Source organism: Nostoc sp. JL31, assembly GCF_017114965.1.
GTDB classification, from domain to species: domain Bacteria; phylum Cyanobacteriota; class Cyanobacteriia; order Cyanobacteriales; family Nostocaceae; genus Nostoc; species Nostoc punctiforme_A.
The window spans coordinates 75,325-94,678 of record NZ_JABXKO010000044.1 but is presented as its reverse complement, the minus strand read 5'-3'; the positions used below and the strand labels follow the sequence as shown (position 1 = coordinate 94,678).

Below are 19,354 nucleotides of genomic sequence, written 5' to 3'. Positions count from 1 at the left end.
TACTAAAACATCTCAACAAGTTGGACTTTACAATCCAGTTTGGATTAGTCAATTCAACAAAAGACAAAGGATAAATTTAGAAGCTGCAAAAACCTTATTCCAGCCAAAAACTATACCCAATCAACTGGAATTTTAAATTTTTGATTTTTAAACCCTAAAGTCTCTTCTTAACTCCATCTAATCTTAATCTTCGAGAATTGTTTTGTGTCTATATATTTACATTTTGTAATGGTCATTACATTCTCTAACCAATCCTAAACAATATCGAGAGGTCAAGATGCTACTATTTGAAACTGTTAGAGAAATGGGTCACGAACAAGTTCTTTTTTGTCATGGTAAAAATCCCGAAATTAAGGCAATTATTGCCATCCATGACACAACCTTGGGCCCAGCGATGGGAGCTACAAGAATCTTGCCTTATATCAACGAAGAAGCTGCGTTAAAAGATGCACTTCGTCTCAGCCGTGGGATGACATATAAAGCCGCTTGTGCAAACATCCCGGCTGGTGGCGGAAAAGCAGTCATTATCGCTAATCCTGAAAATAAGACAGATGATCTGTTGAGAGCTTATGGGCGTTTTGTTGATAGCTTGAATGGGCGTTTTATTACCGGACAAGATGTCAATATTACTCCTAATGATGTGCGGACAATTAGTCAAGAAACGAAATATGTTGTTGGGGTATCAGAAAAATCTGGTGGTCCTGCTCCCATAACATCACTAGGAGTTTTTCTCGGAATTAAAGCTGCTGTAGAATCTCGTTGGCAGAGCAAAAGACTTGATGGCATGAAAGTTGCAGTTCAAGGCTTAGGAAATGTTGGTAAAAATCTCTGTCGTCACTTACATGAGCATGATGTCCAACTTTTTGTGAGCGATGTAGATCCAGTAAAAGCGGAAGAAGTGAAACGCCTTTTTGGCGCAACTGTTGTAGAACCAACCGAAATTTACTCACTTGATGTAGATATATTCGCTCCTTGCGCTTTAGGAGGAATTCTTAATAGTCATACAATTCCTTTCCTGCAAGCCTCGATTATTGCTGGTGCAGCTAATAATCAATTAGAGAATGAGCAACTACATAGTCAAATGCTTGCTAAACAAGGGATTCTTTATAGTCCAGATTATGTAATTAATGCTGGAGGACTAATCAATGTTTACAACGAAATGATTGGTTATGATGAAGAAAAAGCTTTCAAGCAAGTGCATAACATTTATGACACGCTATCAACAATTTTTGATATTGCGAAAGAGCAAGGAGTTACTACTAACGATGCTGCTAGACGATTAGCAGAAGACCGTATCAACAATAGTAAGCGAACCAAGAATACAGCGATCGCAGCCTAATTATTATTATCTTCAGGAGTGAACAATGGAAAGAAATACCTTTGCTACATCAGCATATATTGCTACTTCACCAGAGAGCGCTTTTGACTACCTTTGTAGTTTAAAGAATTTGGATGAATGGACGCTTTACAGCCGGATGAAAGAGCAAATTGACGAAGATACTTGGCTGGGAACTGCGTCTGGTTATCACAAAAATCTCTATTATCATGTTAAAAAATTAGAAAATCCCCTTTTCTACGGCATTGAGTGGCACTGTGGATTAGAGTATCAGAAATATTTTCAGGTTTATCCTGTCTTGCTATTTCCCACCGACTATATCGAGCCAGGAACAGATGAAAAAGGTGTGTACTTTCACTGGTTGAGCTTTGTCGATCCCAAACGACAGACTCAGATGATTATGCAGGGAATTCATACAGTACACACTTCTGAATGTCGTTCTCTCAAAGGTAATTTGGAACGCAAAGCTGGTCTAACCTCAGCAGCGAAAGGAAGCCACTTTATCGATACAGATACCATTTATGTTGATGCCCCAATTGAAATCGGCATTGAATACCTAAAAGACCTAAAAAACGTAGATGAATGGGCGCATTTACTGCGACCCAATGGTGATATAACTTCTGAATCAGGTGAATTCAAAGATGAATATGACCAAAAAGTAAAAGTGTCTGTGCGAGTTCATTCTTTAAGTAAATACTACTTACTTGAACAAGAACATTTTTATCCAGATTACGAATATTATCAGCGTTCTGTAGCGTTACTTATCCCAACCGCTTATGCTTTCGCTGATCCCGAAGCTTCTGGTTTCATTCTGCATCGAATCACATTCTGGAAAATAGATGGAACTGTCACCCACGGCAAACTTAAAATTGAAGACTTTGGCGCTGAGAGCATGAACATCAAACGTTTACTCGAAGCCAAGGCTGGCAACCTCAAATCATTTGACCGAGGAATGAGCTATCTACCAAAAATTCAAGAATCACTACTAACTAATTAAAACCTCAGCGCTACTCTGCGCTTCCCTCTGCGTCCCTCTGCGTTTAAAATTACACCCCTCAATTCCCCACGATTAGCCTTATTGCAACACATGAAACTGAAGCCACTTACTATTACTATCCTCACCTTTTGTGTTACCGCTTTTTCTGGAATGAAAGCTGCGTCAGCCGCATCCTTTTCAGTAATCGCCGACGGTTTATATAATGCCGGCGGTCTGAGCTTTAGTCCTGATGGTAATCTCTATGTTACAGAGGCGGGAATAGGGGGAAGTGGAGCTTGCGTTCCACCAGCAAGTGGTCAAGGTGACTCTTTATGCTATGGCACAAGTGGGGCAGTTACCAAAATTGAGAATGGTAAAACCGAACGCATACTTACAGGACTTCCTTCCTTAGCATTACCAGATGGCACTGGAGCCGCAGGCCCTCGTGATATTAAATTTGATGCTACAGGTAAACCTTATGTTCTGATTGGATATGGGGCTAATCCAGCCTTTCGCGATCGCAATTTAGGTTACACTGACCTCGGTAAAATTATCGCTCCCGACTTTAAGACCAATTCCTGGATGAGTGTTGCTGATATAGCTAACTATGAACTCGTCAATAATCCCGATGGTGGTGATGTCGGTAGCAATCCCTTGGGTTTTGTCATAGATGGTAATAAGTTAGTTGCAGCTGATGCAGGGGCAAATGACTTACTCAGTGTGAGTACTGGTGGCATTAATTTGCAAGCTATTACTACCTTCCCCGAAGACATATTAGCTAATCCCGTCTTCCCACTCTCCGGTACTCCATCCAATGAACCGGCACAGGTACCATCTCAAGGGGAAGTGGTGCGATCGCAGTTTGCAACTCAACCAGTACCTTCAGGTGTGGCAAAAGGGCCTGATGGTGCTTATTATGTCAGCCAATTTACTGGTTTTCCCTTCCCTGAAAGTGGGGCAAAAATCTATCGAGTTGGTGCTGATGGTACATCAGTCTTCGCCGATGGTTTCACCCAACTCACCGACTTGCAATTCGATCCTGCGGGCAATTTGTATGCTTTGCAGTACGCCAATCAGTCAGCTTGGAAGGGTAATTTTGATGGTTCTGTCATCAAAATAGCTGCCGATGGCACACGCACAACTCTGCTGAGTGGCAATGGATTAGAGTCACCTAGCGCCCTGACTATTGGTGCTGATGGTGCAGTATACGTCACCAACCGAGGCGATCGCCCTGGTCAAGGACAAGTTCTCAGAATTGAAAATATCAAATCTGTACCTGAACCTAGTTCTGCTTTCGGTGTATTAGCGATCGCTGCCTTGGGCGTTGCTTGGTTGCACAAGAAAAGAATCCCCCAACCTCCCATAAATGAATTGTGATGCTCAATTAAAGAGTTTCAAACCAATTCTGCGTTCCTCAAAGACTGGGATTCATTGTCTTCAAAACTATGAAGTTTTCCACTTATCTAACTCTCAATCTTTAAAGGTATGAAACTCAAATCATTTACTCTTACACTTTTGACTGTTTGTATTGCTGCCGTATCTGCACCAAAAGCAGCCGAAGCCGCCAGCCTAACGGTAGTTGCCGATGGTCTTAGTAATCCACGCGGAATCGGCTTTGATTCTAGTGGGAATCTTTTTGTGACAGAGAGTGGTTCTGGCGGCGATGGCAAAGATGGAAGATGTATTGCATCACCTAGCGCCGGGTATATTCCTTTATGTGCTGGTCAGAATGGCTCCCTGCTCAAAATTGCTAAGGACGGTACAAAAACAAATATAATTTCCAATCTGACTTCTTTAGCGTTATCCCCTTCTGGAGAACAAGCAGCCGGACCTGCTGACATCAAATTTGATTCTCTAGGTAACGCTTATCTATTGACCGGTCTTGCAGGAGATCCTACTAACCGCGATACCGTTTTAAAATCGCCTGACCTCGGTAAATTATACAAAGTAGACTTAAACACTGGTGGGTTGACAACTCTTGCCGATTTTGCAGCTTATGAAACTGCATTTAATCCTGATGGTACTGATTTGATTTCCAACCCTTATGCTTTTGCCATTAAAGATAAGACTGCTTACATAGTTGATGGCGGCGGAAACAGCATATATTCTGTAGGACTCGATGGCAGTGGTATTAAGAACGTAGCTGGAGTCCCTCAGAAACTAATAGATAGAAATAAACTTGAATTCCCCGATCTTGGGCCGAGTATAGATACATCTGCGCTACCAATAACCCAACAATCAGTACCGACTGGGGTTGCGATCGCTCCAGATGGCAGTTTAACAGTTAGCGAATACACTTATTTTCCTTATCCAGAGAAAGAAGCACGTATCTTTAGCGTTGACCCCAATACCTTGCAATCAAAAGTCATCGAAGATGGCTTTACGCAACTGACTGGCGTAGCTTATGACCCCAACGGTAATTTGTACGCTTTGCAACACATCAATAGTTCAGAATGGAAGGAAATTCAACAGGGCGGTATTATCACTGGTGATATTAGTGGTTCCTTGATCAAGATAGCCACCGATGGAACTCGTGAAACGATTTGGAGTGGTGATGGACTAGAAGCTGCTTCTGGCATCACTTATGGCCCTGATGGAAATTTATATATCGCCAACCGATCCAGACTGGCAGGAACAGGACAAGTTATCAAGATCGATCCGAGAGTGACCAAAGTCCCCGAACCTACCTCTGCAATGGGTCTGATAGTAGCTGGTGCTTTGGGTGCAACTTCAATGCTGAAGCGCAAACGCAGCAAAGAATTAGTGAAAGCAGAGACTGTCTAATTCCTGGTAAAGCTTACAGAATAAGCTGCTGCCTCACAGAGAAAGTTGCATTTCAAACAAGAGGCAGCAGCCCAAATTTTAGATTTCCCAAACTGGGACTGGGAACGAAATTAGTCTAGGAACGAGTATACCTCATAGAACCAAGGCTTAAAACTTATGGGATTAGTCAAAAATTTGTCAATCGGCATTCTCGGTACTGGATTCATGGTGTTGGCAACAGCAGCCCAAGCCAAGGCTGTAACATTAACTTACGACAGAAGTATTGGTAGCCCCGGCTTTGGCCCTGGAGAACTCTTTGTCCCTCAAGGTATAGGGGTGGATAGCCAAGGGAATACCCTCATAGCTAACGGACGCGGTGTTAACCCAGATGGTACTCCTAACTACAACCTCGGTAACAAAATTGAAAAATTTAGTCCAACCGGTCAGTATATTGGAGCAATTGGCTCCGGCGGCACAGGGCCCGGACAGTTTGACGAGCCAACAACTGTAGACTTTAATCCCGTAACAGGGGATTTGTATGCAGGTGATGTTTACAACAACCGCATCAATCAATTCGATTCTCAGGGTAACTTTATTAGATCCTTTGCAAATGGAGAATTTACCCCTCTCGTACAGGGTAGGCTTTTCTTTGGGCCATCTGGTGTGACATTTGACAAAACTGGCAACGTTTACGTAGGTGATTTTAACGGCGAAAGAATCCTTAAATTCACACCTGACGGACAGCAAATTGGTGTCATTGGTGGCACTGTGGGCACTGCACCTGGACAATTCCAAGGTGTAGCAGGTGTAAGGATTTCCCCAGTTAGTGGAAATATCTTTGTAGCTGACCAGTATAACAACCGCGTTCAAGTACTCGATCCAAATGGTAATCCTCTGTTGGCATTTGGTTCAGCAGGTAGCGGTCCTGGACAGCTTCTTCAGCCAATTGGCATCGAAGTGGACGACCAAGAGAATGTTTATGTAGCTGATTCTATCAATAGCCGCGTACAGGTATTTGATAAAAACGGTAACTTCTTGACTTCCTTCGGTGAAAATGCGCGCGACGCATCAGGTAATCCGGTACCGCCTCCAGCATTAACTGGCCCTCCTTTTGGCAACCCCCTCGACCTCACTCCCGGCAGATTTAACTGGACGGGTGGCACAAGCTACAAAGATGGCAAGCTTTATGTGGGCGATTTCTTCCAAGGTCGCGTCCAAGTGTTAAACGTAGAGGGCAGAAGGCAAGTACCGGAATCTAGTTCAGCATTGGGTTTAGCATTGCTTGGACTTGGGGCTGTTACCGTCACATTGCGGAAGCGTGGGCAACAAAAGCCAGTCTTCAGTTTAGAGAAATTAACTGCAAAAACAGTGCTGAGTTCTGATGCTTAAGTAACAGTTTTGTAGGGTGCGTTAGCCAAGGGCATAATGTACCATCTCAATAAATTCGGTGCATTAGGCTTCGCGGTAACACACTCTACCAAAGTTTTTACGGAACCTTCAGGTTATTAAATCTGGAACTAGGGAGATTAAAACTGGATAACACAATAAAGCCAATAAAGCCAACATTATCAAGGTGCTTTCAAGTTCATGCACATTCTGATTTATTCATACAACTATCATCCAGAACCAATTGGTATTGCACCTTTGATGACTGAACTAGCAGAAGGGCTGGCGAAGCGAGGGCATCAAGTGCGGGTAATTACAGGTATGCCTAACTATCCTCAGCGCCAGATTTACGATGGGTATCGAGGTAAGTTATACGTTACTGAACAAAAAAATGGTGTCACCATTCAGCGTAGTTACCTGCGGATTAAGTCTAAACCTAACCTCTTAGACAGACTACTGCTAGAGTTGAGCTTTATTTTTACAAGTTTGCCACAAGCTCTTAAGGGTAAGCGACCTGATTTAATTCTCTCAACAGTGCCGCCGCTACTAGTTTGCTTACCTGCCACCTTAATCGGTTGGTTATACAATTGCCCAGTAGTGCTAAACGTGCAAGATATCCTCCCAGAAGCTGCCGTGCGTGTTGGGCTAATTAAAAATAAGTTGATGATTTTCGCTCTGGAAGCTTTAGAGAAATTTGCCTATCGAACTGCACATACTATTAGCGTAATTGCCGATGGCTTTGTAGATAATTTAATAAATAAAGATGTACCTGCTAATAAAATTACCTGCATTCCAAATTGGGTGAATCTAAATTTTATCCGCCCTTTAGCAAAAGAGAATAACTCTTGGAGAGCTACGCATCAACTCGATAATAAATTTGTTGTGCTTTATTCAGGTAATATTGCTCTAACGCAAGGTTTGGAGACAGTCATAGAAGCAGCCGTTCGCTTGCGTCATCTAAAAGAAATTGTCTTTGTCATTGCCGGCGAATCCCAAGCTCTCGAAAGGTTGCAAAAACATTGTCTTGTTAGTGGTGCAGATAACGTTTTGCTGCTGCCATTGCAACCACGAGAAGAATTACCGCAAATGTTAGCCGCCGCTGATGTCGGGTTGATTGTGCAAAAGGGCAATGTGATTTCTTTCAATATGCCTTCTAAAATACCACTATTGTTAGCCAGTGGTCGCCCAATTATAGGTTCAGTTCCCGCAATTGGTACTGCTGCGAAAGCTATCAAAGAAAGTGGTGGCGGTATTATCGTTGAGCCAGAATCAGCAGATGCTTTGGCAAGTGCGATATTAGATTTATATAATCAGCCAGAATTAGCAGCGAAATTAGGGTGTGAAGGAAGAAAGTTTGCGGTAGAAAATTATTCCTTTGAGCAAGCGCTAGATCGGTATGAAGAGTTATTTACTGATGTGATTTCCAAACGGACGACAACTTTGGATATCTTGCCCGAATTGAGTTCTCAGGAATCACTTGTTGATATTTGAAAATTGGGGCCAGGAAAAATGCCTTTAAAATCCTCTTATTCAGATCGGCTGAAAAAAACTGACCAGAGGTTGATTGCCTTATTGAGCGATCGCATATCATTATTAGCAGCATCAGAACCACCTTCTTTAGATGAACAACTGGCTGATGTCGCTCCCCTACTCGCTGAAGCTGGTATTCCTGAGTCTGTTTGGGCAGGTGTGCTAAATAGTTGTCATACTACTCTGATTCCTAAATATGCAACAAATCATGTCACTCCCCGACAAATTACCATCATCGGTGGATGCGGCAGGATGGGAAAATTATTTAAAGAGCAACTTTCGCTAGTAGGTAATAATGTTAGTGTCCTCGAATCTGATGATTGGGAATATGCAGATCAACTATTAAGTCAGGCAGAATTAGTTTTAGTCAGCGTTCCTATTGAACATACAGTTGATGTTATCAAGCGGGCAGCGAAATACCTTGCTCCGACTACCGCTTTGTGTGACATTACGAGTATTAAAACACAGCAAACTCAAGCAATGCTCGAACACCATTCTGGCCCAGTCATGGGTTTACACCCAATGTTTGGGCCAAATGTAAAATCGTTTTTTGGACAAAAAGTAGTGGTGTGTCCAGGTCGAAACGATGATTCATTTCAATGGTTTTTAGACTTGATTAAAAGTCAAGGTGGAGAGTTAATTGTTTGTACGCCTGAAGAACACGATCAAATAATGGTGATCGTTCAAGCAACGCAACATTTCTGTAGATTTAGTCTTGGTGTTTTCTTAGCCCAAGCAAAAATTGATATACAACAGACTTTAACCATGTCAACTTCTAACTACCGTCAAGAAATTGACATAGTTAAACGTTTGTTTTCCCAAAATCCTCACTTATGTGTGGATATTATGCTAGCTACAGAAGAAAGATGTGATGCAATTAGCTTTTTAGCTGATACTTACAGTCGTTTGGCAAAACTAGTAGCGATGAAAGATAGAGATGCATTAATTCAGGAATTTGAAAAGGCTCAAAGCTTTTTTGAAGAGAAATTTAATACTTTTATCCAGCCTTTAAATGCAATGGCTATCCAACGAGATTTTTAACCCAAGATCCATACAAATATTAGTCTTTAAAGAGCAAAATCATGGTAGCTGATCTTAAGCAAAAAAGTAGATTAATTAATCAGCGTGTTTCGGTTACTTTTAACTACGAGGTTTACTTCACTCAAAATTTATTTGAGTTGAAAAATCCCACCTTAGCCCAAGTGATTGGTGCGGATGAAGAGGCAAAGCCAAAGAAATTAGTTGCAGTGATAGACGCAGGAATATTAAAGTATCAACCTGAATTGGTAAAGCAATTAGTCGCGTATACCAAGTTTTATGCAGAGGTACTAGCGATCGCAGCTGAACCAATGATAATTTCGGGAGGAGAAGCTGCCAAAAACGATCGCACTTTATTAGAGCAAATCCAGCAACAGATTGAAACCGCTGGATTATGTCGCCATTCTTATGTGTTAGCGATCGGGGGCGGGGCGGTGTTGGATTTGGTAGGATATGCAGCCGCAACTGCTCACCGGGGAATTCGTCTCATTCGGGTGCCGACGACGGTGTTAGGGCAAAATGATTCTGGGGTTGGTGTAAAAAACGGCATCAATGCTTTTGGTAAAAAAAACTTTCTTGGCACATTTGCGCCACCTTATGCAGTTATAAATGATTCTGCCTTTTTGACAACTCTAGACGATCGCGATTGGCGTTCTGGGATTGCAGAAGCAGTGAAAGTAGCGCTAATAAAGGATGCTAGCTTTTTTGATTTTATCCACTCTCACACCGCATCTCTGAGGCGGCGAGATATGGATACTATGCAACAGGTTATCTATCGTTGCGCGCAGTTGCATTTAGAACATATTGCCAATGGCGGCGATCCTTTTGAAATGGGTTCGTCTCGTCCCCTGGATTTTGGACATTGGGCGGCTCATAAGCTGGAGCATTTGACAAATTATCGCTTGCGTCATGGCGAAGCAGTTGCGATCGGTATTGCTTTGGATAGTACTTATTCTTATTTAGCAGGATTGCTGGATTGTTCGGAGTGGCAACGGATATTAAATAGTTTATCAGCATTGGGTTTCACGTTGTATGTGCCAGAACTGGCTGAGAAGTTATCAAATCTGGAAGATCCTGATTGTTTGTTTCGGGGTTTGACTGAATTCCGCGAACATTTGGGGGGAGAGTTGACTTTGACGCTGTTAAAAGGGATTGGAAAAAGAATTGAGGTTCATGAGGTAAATTTGTTGTTGTATCGGCAAGCAATATCGCTGTTGGGGGAAGTGAGGGGGGAATTTTAAACGCAGAGGTTTTATGAGGTTATTTACTACTTTTGGGGGAGGCGGATTTGTTTAACTAGGGTTGTTGGTAAATGTACTAGAAAAGCAGTATAAAAAGCGAATAAATTGACACCCAATCGAAAAATTATTCAATGTATTATCTGCTTGATCTCTAGTATTCTTAAATAAGAACTAAAAAGTTTTTCATCACATTTTTTTAAAAGAATACGCGGATTAAATGTATTGGCTTGGATTGATAGAGAATTATCTAAGAGATTGTTTGAAAAGTGTTGGCTGTGATTTTAATCGAATTATTACCCCCCTTAATCCCCCCTTGTAAAGGAGGGAAACTAGAAAATCCGGTTCCCTCCCCTTTATAAGGGGAGGGTTAGGGTGGGGTAAAAAATATTTGACACATCAATCATGACTTTTCAAACATCCTCTAAGTCTGTTCTAAATTTAAAAATAACTACTAATAATGATTAATGATTGACTAACAAATATTCTAGAGAAATTACTCATGGTTTTTGATTCACGTTCTTACAATACTCTTGGTGGTGTAAGTGTTTCTCGCTCCATCACTGAAGTTAAGATGGACACTGCTCTCGATGATATTCTATTCCATTTAAATTCTCAGCGCGGAGGGTTGCTAAGGAGTAGCTACGAATATCCTGGCAGATACAAAAGATGGGCAATCGGATTTGTCAATCCACCGTTAGAGTTGACTACACAGGGTAATGCTTTCACTTTGATAGCATTAAATGAACGCGGTCAAGTACTTTTGCCATTCCTTTTAGAGAGACTATCTCAGTCAGAACAACTTGAGAATGTCACCCAAGAAAATAACATTGTTGTAGGCTTTATTAAAGCTTCAGAAAAATTATTTCCTGAAGAGGAACGTAGTAAACAGCCTTCATCATTTACCGTTGTTAGGGAAATTCTATATACTTTCTCTAGTCAAGAAGATGAGCATTTAGGGTTGTATGGTGCTTTTGGTTATGACTTAGTTTTTCAGTTTGAACCAATTACCCAACATTTGGATCGTCCTACAGATCAGCGCGATTTGGTACTTTATTTGCCAGATGAATTGATTGTTGTTGACTATTATCAGCAACGTGCATTTCGTCTACAATATGATTTTAAAACAGCGCACAGCAATACCAAGAATCTTCCAAGAACTGGTGAGTCTGTAGATTATCGCGGCAAACATCTGCTACCAAATCAAACTGCTGACCATCAAGTAGGCGAATATGCGAAAAAAGTTGAGGTTGCACTCGATTATTTCCGCAGAGGCGATTTGTTTGAAGTTGTTCCTAGTCAAAACTTTTTTGAAGGCTATGAAGATGAACCCAGCAAACTATTTAACACCTTGAAGGAAATAAATCCTAGTCCTTATGGATTTATTTTTAATTTAGGTGGCGAATATCTGATTGGTGCATCTCCAGAAATGTTTGTGCGGGTTGAAGGTAGGCGGGTAGAAACTTGTCCCATTAGTGGCACTATTAGCCGGGGACAAGATGCTCTTGATGATGCGGTGCAAATTCGTCATTTACTCAACTCTCATAAAGATGAAGCTGAGTTGACCATGTGTACTGATGTCGATCGCAATGACAAATCCCGAATCTGCGAATCTGGTTCAGTACGAGTCATCGGTCGTCGCCAAATTGAATTATACAGCCACCTGATACATACAGTAGATCATGTTGAAGGGACACTGCGATCGCAATTCGATGCTTTAGATGCCTTTCTTTCGCATACATGGGCAGTTACAGTCACCGGCGCACCCAAAAGGGCAGCAATCGATTTTATTGAACGGCACGAAAAGAGCGCCCGACGTTGGTATGGTGGAGCAGTCGGCTATTTAAATTTCAACGGGAATTTAAATACTGGCTTAATTCTGCGGACAATTCGATTAAAAGACTGCATCGCGGAAGTGCGAGTCGGGGCTACTGTTCTTTATGACTCCATACCCCAAGCAGAAGAACAAGAAACAATTACCAAAGCTGCTGCTTTATTTGAAACAATTCGGCGTGTGAAGCAAACGAGTCAGAAAATTGATGAGTCCAGTTCTCTAAAATTAACGAAACTCCTCCCAAGTGCGGCAGCTGGCAAACGTATCTTATTAATAGACTACGAAGACTCATTTGTTCATACCCTAGCCAATTACATTCGCCAAACTGGTGCAAGCGTGACCACACTGCGTCATGGTTTCTCGGAATCGCTATTCGATACAGAACGCCCTGACTTAGTTGTTTTATCCCCTGGCCCTGGTAGACCAAGTGATTTTGGGGTTTCCGAGACTGTTGGCGCCCTTCTGCATCGCCAAATTCCTATTTTCGGAGTTTGTCTGGGATTGCAAGGCATCGTTGAAGCTTTTGATGGCGAATTGGGAGTTCTCAACTATCCTCAACATGGTAAATCTTCACGGATTTTCGTCACCGATTCCAATTCTGTAACTTTCAAAAACTTACCAGAATCCTTTGCAGTTGGTAGATATCACTCATTGTTTGCCCTACCGCAAAGTTTGCCAAAAGAACTCAAAGTAACAGCGATTTCTGATGACGACGTAATTATGGGCATTGAACATCAGACACTTCCCATCGCCGCCGTTCAGTTTCATCCAGAATCAATCATGACTTTAGGTGGAGAAGTCGGTTTGGAAATAATTAAAAATGTGGTGCGTGCATATACGCAAACTGTAGAATCATTGGTTATTGGGCATAGGGTATAAGAGGCAGAGGGGCAGAGGGGCAGAGGGGCAGAGGGGAAAAACTTACTGCAACTTCTCCTCTGCTCCCCTGCTCCCCTGCTCCCCTGCTCCCCTGCTCCCCTGCTCCCCTGCGTCTTTCTCCACTCCCCATTTACCTAGATTATGACTAACCAATTTGCCCCTCCTCGCCATATTCTTGAAGACATTGTGTCGCATAAAAGGCAAGAAGTTGCACAAATGCAGCAAGAACTGCCTTTAGGCTCATTGCGACAACAGTTGAATACAGCCCCGAATGTGCGAAATTTCTTGACTGCTTTACAAGAAAACCCCAACCAACCGAGCTTAATTGCTGAAGTAAAAAAGGCATCACCTAGCCGTGGGGTTATCCGCGCAGATTTTGACCCAGTAGCGATCGCTCAAGCTTATGAACGAGGCGGTGCAGCTTGTTTATCAGTCCTGACTGACGAAAAGTTCTTTCAGGGTGGTTTTGATAATCTGCGAAGGGTGCGATCGCAAGTAGCATTACCCTTACTGTGCAAGGAGTTCATCATTGACCGCTATCAAATTTATTTAGCACGGACAGCAGGTGCAGATGCAGTATTGTTGATTGCAGCTATTTTATCAGATCGAGAACTCCAAGATTTTTTGCGAGTAATTCACGATTTGGGCATGATTGCACTGGTAGAAGTCCATACTTTAGCTGAACTGGATCGAGTGCTAAAGCTTGATAACCTAAGTTTAGTAGGAATCAACAATCGCAATTTAGAAGATTTTACCCTTGATTTAGGAACAACACAGCAACTTTTAGCAGAGCGTCAACAACAATTACAAAGCTTAGATATCACCGTTGTCAGCGAATCTGGACTGTATACACCTGCTGATTTATCTCTTGTCGCTGAGGCTGGTGCGCGTGCAGTTTTGATTGGAGAGTCTTTAGTTAAACAAAGGGATGTAGAACAAGCTGTGCGTGAGATTTTGAGCCTTTCTTAGAATACAGACCTAACCCCCCAGCCCCTTCCCTGCAAGGGAAGGGGAGTAAGATTCAAAGCCTCTCTCCTTTTAGGAGAGAGGTTTGGAGAGAGGTCAAAGTGTATTGCATCCAAGCGAGAAGCGCTATATTACTTCAAAAAATTAAGCTCTAATACTCGACGACGGAGATAAAAGACTCGTTCACGGAGATAAAAGACTCGTCAACGGAGATAAAAGCCTCGTTCGCGAGTATCAAAGACTCATTCACGAGTATAAAAGACTCGTTCGCGAGTATCAAAGACTCATTCACGAGTATAAAAGACTCGTTAACGGAGATAAAAGCCTCGTTCACGAGTATAAAAGACTCATTCACGAGGATTAAAGACTCGTTAACAAAAAATTTAGCATAGGCATAGCTAATTGCTAAGTGTAAATTATTCTAAAACTATTAAACAATCATTAACTATTTTTCAGCATGACCTCTATCTCCGATTCCTTTCAAACTTTACGCGATCGCCAACAATGTGCTTTAATCCCCTTTATCACAGCAGGCGATCCTAACCTAGAAACCACTGCCGAAGCCTTACGCATCTTAGATCGCAACGGTGCTGACTTTATCGAGTTAGGCATTCCCTACTCCGATCCTCTCGCAGATGGGCCTGTGATTCAAGCAGCAGCAACCCGCGCTTTGCAAAAAGGCACGAAATTAGAGCAAGTGCTAGAGATGTTACACGTAGTGATTCCTAGCCTAAAAGCGCCGATAATTCTATTTGCTTACTACAATCCCATTTTGCACCGGGGTATTAAGTCGTTTTTGGCGCAAATTGCCACTGCTGGGGTGCAGGGATTGGTAGTACCAGACTTACCCTTAGAAGAAGCAGAAGAATTAATCCAAACTGCTGCATCTTTTGGAATTGAGGTAATTTTACTCGTAGCTCCTACCAGTTCTCAAGATAGAATTGTTGCGATCGCTCGTCAATCTCAAGGTTTTATCTATCTAGTTAGTGTTACAGGCGTTACAGGTATCCGCGCTCAAATCCAAAACCGCGTAGAGCATTTAATTACAGAGTTGCGAAGCGTCACCGATAAACCCATCGGTGTTGGTTTTGGCATCTCAGAACCAAAACAAGCACATCAAGTCATGGAATGGGGTGCAGACGCGGTGATTGTTGGTAGCGCCTTTGTGAAACGTTTAGCTGAAGGTAGCCCAACAGAAGGATTGCAAGCTGTAGAAGAATTTTGTCGAGAACTTAAAACAGCAATTTCTTCTGCATCCCTGCAACAAGTTGGTTGCGCAAAGTAAAAAACCTCTTTCTTCTCTCTGCGTCCTCTGCGCCTCTGTGGTTCGATAAAAAATAACCAACCGCAGAGGCACAGAGAACACAGAGGAAATCTTGATCAAAAATATATTTGAACATAAAAGGATTTTAACCAATGGTAAGTCTACAAGACATCAAGACTGCAACTCAACAACCAGATTCTTTGGGCAGGTTTGGAAAGTTCGGCGGTAAATACGTCCCAGAAACCTTAATGCCTGCATTAAGTGAATTAGAAGCAGCATTTCATCAATATCGCAACGAGCCGAGTTTCCAAGCAGAATTGCAAAACTTACTGCGTGACTATGTAGGACGACCCAGCCCATTATATTTTGCGGAACGGCTGACAACAAACTACGCTAGACCAGATGGCACAGGACCGCAAATTTATTTAAAGCGCGAAGATTTAAATCATACAGGCGCTCACAAAATTAATAATGCGTTGGCTCAGGTGTTACTCGCTAAACGCATGGGTAAGCAACGGGTGATTGCAGAGACAGGTGCAGGACAACACGGCGTAGCGACTGCAACTGTATGCGCGCGGTTTGGTTTGAAATGTGTGATTTACATGGGTGTCCAGGATATGGAACGCCAAGCCCTGAATGTGTTCCGTATGAAGTTAATGGGTGCAGAAGTTCGTCCCGTAGAAGCAGGTACAGGCACTCTCAAGGATGCAACTTCGGAAGCAATTCGAGATTGGGTGACGAATGTAGAAACAACCCATTACATCCTGGGTTCCGTTGCTGGCCCTCATCCCTACCCAATGATTGTCCGTGACTTTCACGCGGTAATTGGTGTAGAAACTCGCGCTCAATCCCAGGAGAAATGGGGAGGATTACCAGATATTCTACTGGCTTGCGTGGGTGGAGGTTCCAACGCGATCGGCTTATTCAATGAGTTTGTGCATGAATCTTCGGTACGCCTAATTGGAGTGGAAGCTGCGGGTGAAGGTGTAGATACAGAAAAACACGCTGCTACCTTGACAAAAGGGAAAATAGGTGTGTTGCACGGTGCAATGAGCTATTTATTGCAAGATGATGATGGTCAAGTCATCGAAGCCCATTCAATTAGTGCAGGATTAGATTATCCCGGCGTTGGCCCTGAGCATAGTTATTTAAAGGATCTTGGTCGCGCTGAGTATTACAGTGTTACCGATAAACAGGCGTTAGAAGCATTTCAAAGGCTTTCGCAATTAGAGGGAATTATCCCAGCATTAGAAACTGCTCATGCGATCGCATATCTAGAAACCCTTTGTCCTCAATTAAAAGGCAGCCCCCGCATCGTCATCAATTGTTCCGGCAGAGGTGACAAGGATGTGCAAACTGTCGCCAAAGTCCTAATTCCTTAATTTTCTCTTCTTGTCATTAGTCATTTGTCCTTTGTCCTTCGTGAATGACCAATGCCCCATGCCCCATGCCCAATAAATATGATCGCTGTAACGCAAACTCCACCCGATAAAATCTCCATCCCTCCTGAGTTCTACAACTGGCCAGCTTTATTACAACAGTTGTTAAATCGGCAATCGTTGACGGTTTCCCAAGCTGCGGATTTGATGCAAGGTTGGCTCACCGATGCCATTCCCCATGTTCTATCAGGAGCGATTTTAGCCGCAATTCAAGCCAAAGGCGTCTCTGCCGAAGAATTAGTCGGCATGGCCACCGTCTTACAATCCCAATCCCCAGTTCCCAGTTCCCAGTTCCCAGTTCCCCTAATTGACACCTGTGGAACTGGTGGAGATGGAGCTTCAACCTTTAATATTTCCACTGCTGTGGCCTTTGTCACTGCTGCTGCTGGGGTAAAGGTTGCCAAACATGGCAATCGTTCGGCATCCAGCAAGGCTGGTTCCGCTGATGTACTGGAAGCTTTGGGTATAAATCTCAACGCCACTCCTGAAAAAGTACAAGCCGCAGTGGGTGAAATCGGAATCACCTTTTTGTTTGCTCCCGGCTGGCATCCTGCACTAAAGGCGATCGCAACTTTGCGAAAAACTTTAAAAGTGCGGACTGTTTTTAATTTGCTCGGGCCGCTAGTAAATCCCATGCGACCGACAGGGCAAATTATTGGTGTCAACGACCCGCTTTTACTAGAAGAGATTGTGCAAGCCTTATCCCAACTGGGATGTCAGCAAGCGATCGCCCTCCACGGACGGGAACGTTTAGATGAAGCTGGTTTAGCAGATGTCACTGATTTGGCTGTACTCCAAGATAAAAAAGTCCGCTCTTTGACACTCAATCCTCAAGAACTTGGTTTAAGTTTTGCACCCACTGCGGCGTTGTCCGGTGGAGATGTCCAAGAAAATGCCGAAATCTTGAAAGCAGTTTTGCAAGGTAAAGGCACTCAAGCGCAACAAGATGTAGTCGCTTTAAATACAGCCTTAGCTCTGCAAGTTGGTGAAGCCATTCATGGGGAAACTGATGTTTTAGCAGGTTGTGTTAAAGGTATTGCCCTTGCCAAGGAAATTCTGCAAAGCGGCGCGGCTTGGACAAAACTAGAACAACTTGCGGAATTTTTGCGCTAGACGAACCTCTCTCCGTTTCGGCTACGGTTACACAAGTCGAATTACCCTCCTTAATCCCCCCTTATAAAGGGGGGAAACAGGAAATCTAATTCCCTCCCCAATACATACGGGGAGGGTTAGAGTGGGGTAAAACCCTGCTTAATCAGCTATTTCAGACTTGTGTGTACACCGTAGCCGTTTCAGGGAGAGGTTTGGAGAGGGGTCAATATATTACACCCAAAAACTAACTATACGGAAGGAAAAACAGATGATTATCATACTTAAGAGCGGTACACCTGTTGAGGAAATTACTCGCATTAGCCAAGAACTGAGTGACACTTGGGGAGTCACGGTAGAAAAAAGTGTTGGCACTCATAAAGTTGTGCTGGGGCTAATTGGTGATACCACTAGCATCGATAAATTACAGGTTCAGGAATTCAGCCCTTGGATTGAGCAAGTATTACGAGTGCAACAACCTTTCAAGCGGGTAAGTCGAGAATTCCGACATGGAGAAGCTAGCGAGGTGGTTGTACCTACACCTAACGGTCGTGTCTATTTCGGCGAACATCATCCGATTGTAGTGGTAGCCGGGCCTTGTTCTGTTGAAAATGAAGCGATGATTGTCGAAACAGCAAAGCGGGTGAAGGCAGCTGGGGCACAGTTTTTGCGTGGCGGAGCCTACAAACCCCGTACTTCACCCTATGCGTTTCAAGGTTATGGTGAAAGCGCTTTAGATTTATTAGCAGCAGCGCGGGAAGCTACTGGTTTAGGTATCGTCACAGAACTAATGGATGCTGCCGATTTATCCGCAGTGGCGAGAGTAGCTGACATCATCCAAATCGGAGCGCGAAATATGCATAACTTTTCGTTGCTGAAAAAGGTAGGCGCTCAAGATAAACCTGTGCTGCTGAAGCGGGGTATGTCTGCAACAATTGACGAGTGGCTGATGGCGGCAGAATATATTATGGCATCTGGAAATCCCAATGTAATTCTTTGTGAGCGAGGAATTAGAACCTTTGATGGTAAATATGCCCGCAATACTTTAGATTTATCAGTGCTGCCGGTGTTGCGATCGCTGACCCATTTACCAATTATGATCGATCCCAGTCATGGTACTGGTAGGTCTGAATATGTGCCATCAATGGCAATGGCTGCGATCGCAGCTGGTACAGATGCCTTAATGATTGAAGTTCACCCCAATCCAGCTAAAGCTTTATCCGATGGCCCCCAATCTCTCACCCCTGAGAAATTTGACCGCTTAGTTCAAGAAATGTCAATTCTGGGCAAACTAGTCGATCGCTGGACTACACCTGTATTTGATCGTATTGGTGGGCGTTGAATTCAGAATCAAAATGCTCTGGTGCGATCGCTTCAGGGTACGCGGACTCGCAATCAGTGAAGGATACCCTGCGGAGTCTTGCTACAGACCCGCCAATTAAACCCCCATCCAATCATGATTGGGTGGGGGTTTTAAACCTCCTTGTTCATTCGTTTTTTCGTACAAAATCCATTCTGTTAGCGGTAGCGGGCCGTTTAGCCCATTCTGACTCCTGAATTCTGTTGAGATAAAATTTACATGCATAAATTTGGCTGATTTTGAAAAGCTTTTATAT

At 43.1% G+C, this 19,354-nt stretch carries 14 protein-coding genes; all 14 read left to right on the top strand.

Annotated features, from left to right (window positions below; translation table 11 throughout):
• The first annotated feature begins 277 nt into the window (after positions 1-277).
• The 14 genes from scyB (at position 278) to aroF (ending at position 19,080) form a co-directional block, all read left to right on the top strand.
• Positions 278-1,339 carry a tryptophan dehydrogenase ScyB gene (gene scyB / locus HWQ43_RS10660; protein WP_292732788.1) on the top strand — a complete coding sequence of 354 codons (1,062 nt, stop codon included), beginning with the start codon at positions 278-280 and terminating at the stop codon, positions 1,337-1,339.
• 25 nt (positions 1,340-1,364) lie between these two features.
• Positions 1,365-2,333, top strand: a complete 969-nt coding sequence (gene scyC, locus HWQ43_RS10655) for a scytonemin biosynthesis cyclase/decarboxylase ScyC (protein WP_292732786.1) — start codon at positions 1,365-1,367, stop codon at positions 2,331-2,333.
• Positions 2,334-2,423: 90 nt separating this feature from the next.
• Entirely contained in the window at positions 2,424-3,689 is a 1,266-nt protein-coding gene (locus tag HWQ43_RS10650) for a ScyD/ScyE family protein (protein ID WP_292732784.1), read from the top strand.
• A gap of 108 nt (positions 3,690-3,797) precedes the next feature.
• Positions 3,798-5,096: a ScyD/ScyE family protein gene (locus HWQ43_RS10645; protein ID WP_292732782.1), complete on the top strand. Its 1,299-nt coding sequence runs from the start codon at positions 3,798-3,800 to the stop codon at positions 5,094-5,096.
• 156 nt (positions 5,097-5,252) lie between these two features.
• Positions 5,253-6,464, top strand: a complete 1,212-nt coding sequence (gene scyF, locus HWQ43_RS10640; protein ID WP_292732780.1) for a scytonemin biosynthesis PEP-CTERM protein ScyF — start codon at positions 5,253-5,255, stop codon at positions 6,462-6,464.
• Between the two features lie 198 nt (positions 6,465-6,662).
• Positions 6,663-7,952 (top strand): glycosyltransferase family 4 protein, encoded by a 1,290-nt coding sequence (locus HWQ43_RS10635; RefSeq protein WP_292732779.1) that lies wholly within the window; start codon positions 6,663-6,665, stop codon positions 7,950-7,952.
• Between the two features lie 18 nt (positions 7,953-7,970).
• Entirely contained in the window at positions 7,971-9,032 is a 1,062-nt protein-coding gene (tyrA, locus tag HWQ43_RS10630) for a bifunctional chorismate mutase/prephenate dehydrogenase (protein WP_292732777.1), read from the top strand.
• A gap of 41 nt (positions 9,033-9,073) precedes the next feature.
• Entirely contained in the window at positions 9,074-10,270 is a 1,197-nt protein-coding gene (locus HWQ43_RS10625; RefSeq protein WP_292732775.1) for a 3-dehydroquinate synthase, read from the top strand.
• 499 nt (positions 10,271-10,769) lie between these two features.
• Complete coding sequence (locus HWQ43_RS10620; protein ID WP_292732773.1) at positions 10,770-12,980, top strand: anthranilate synthase; 2,211 nt, start codon at positions 10,770-10,772, stop codon at positions 12,978-12,980.
• Positions 12,981-13,121: 141 nt separating this feature from the next.
• Positions 13,122-13,949, top strand: a complete 828-nt coding sequence (gene trpC / locus HWQ43_RS10615; RefSeq protein WP_292732772.1) for an indole-3-glycerol phosphate synthase TrpC — start codon at positions 13,122-13,124, stop codon at positions 13,947-13,949.
• Positions 13,950-14,403: 454 nt separating this feature from the next.
• Entirely contained in the window at positions 14,404-15,231 is an 828-nt protein-coding gene (trpA, locus tag HWQ43_RS10610; protein WP_292732770.1) for a tryptophan synthase subunit alpha, read from the top strand.
• Between the two features lie 131 nt (positions 15,232-15,362).
• Entirely contained in the window at positions 15,363-16,592 is a 1,230-nt protein-coding gene (gene trpB, locus HWQ43_RS10605; RefSeq protein WP_292732768.1) for a tryptophan synthase subunit beta, read from the top strand.
• 78 nt (positions 16,593-16,670) lie between these two features.
• Positions 16,671-17,762: an anthranilate phosphoribosyltransferase gene (gene trpD, locus HWQ43_RS10600; protein WP_292732828.1), complete on the top strand. Its 1,092-nt coding sequence runs from the start codon at positions 16,671-16,673 to the stop codon at positions 17,760-17,762.
• Positions 17,763-18,009: 247 nt separating this feature from the next.
• Positions 18,010-19,080: a 3-deoxy-7-phosphoheptulonate synthase gene (gene aroF, locus HWQ43_RS10595; protein ID WP_292732766.1), complete on the top strand. Its 1,071-nt coding sequence runs from the start codon at positions 18,010-18,012 to the stop codon at positions 19,078-19,080.
• Positions 19,081-19,354: the final 274 nt, after the last annotated feature.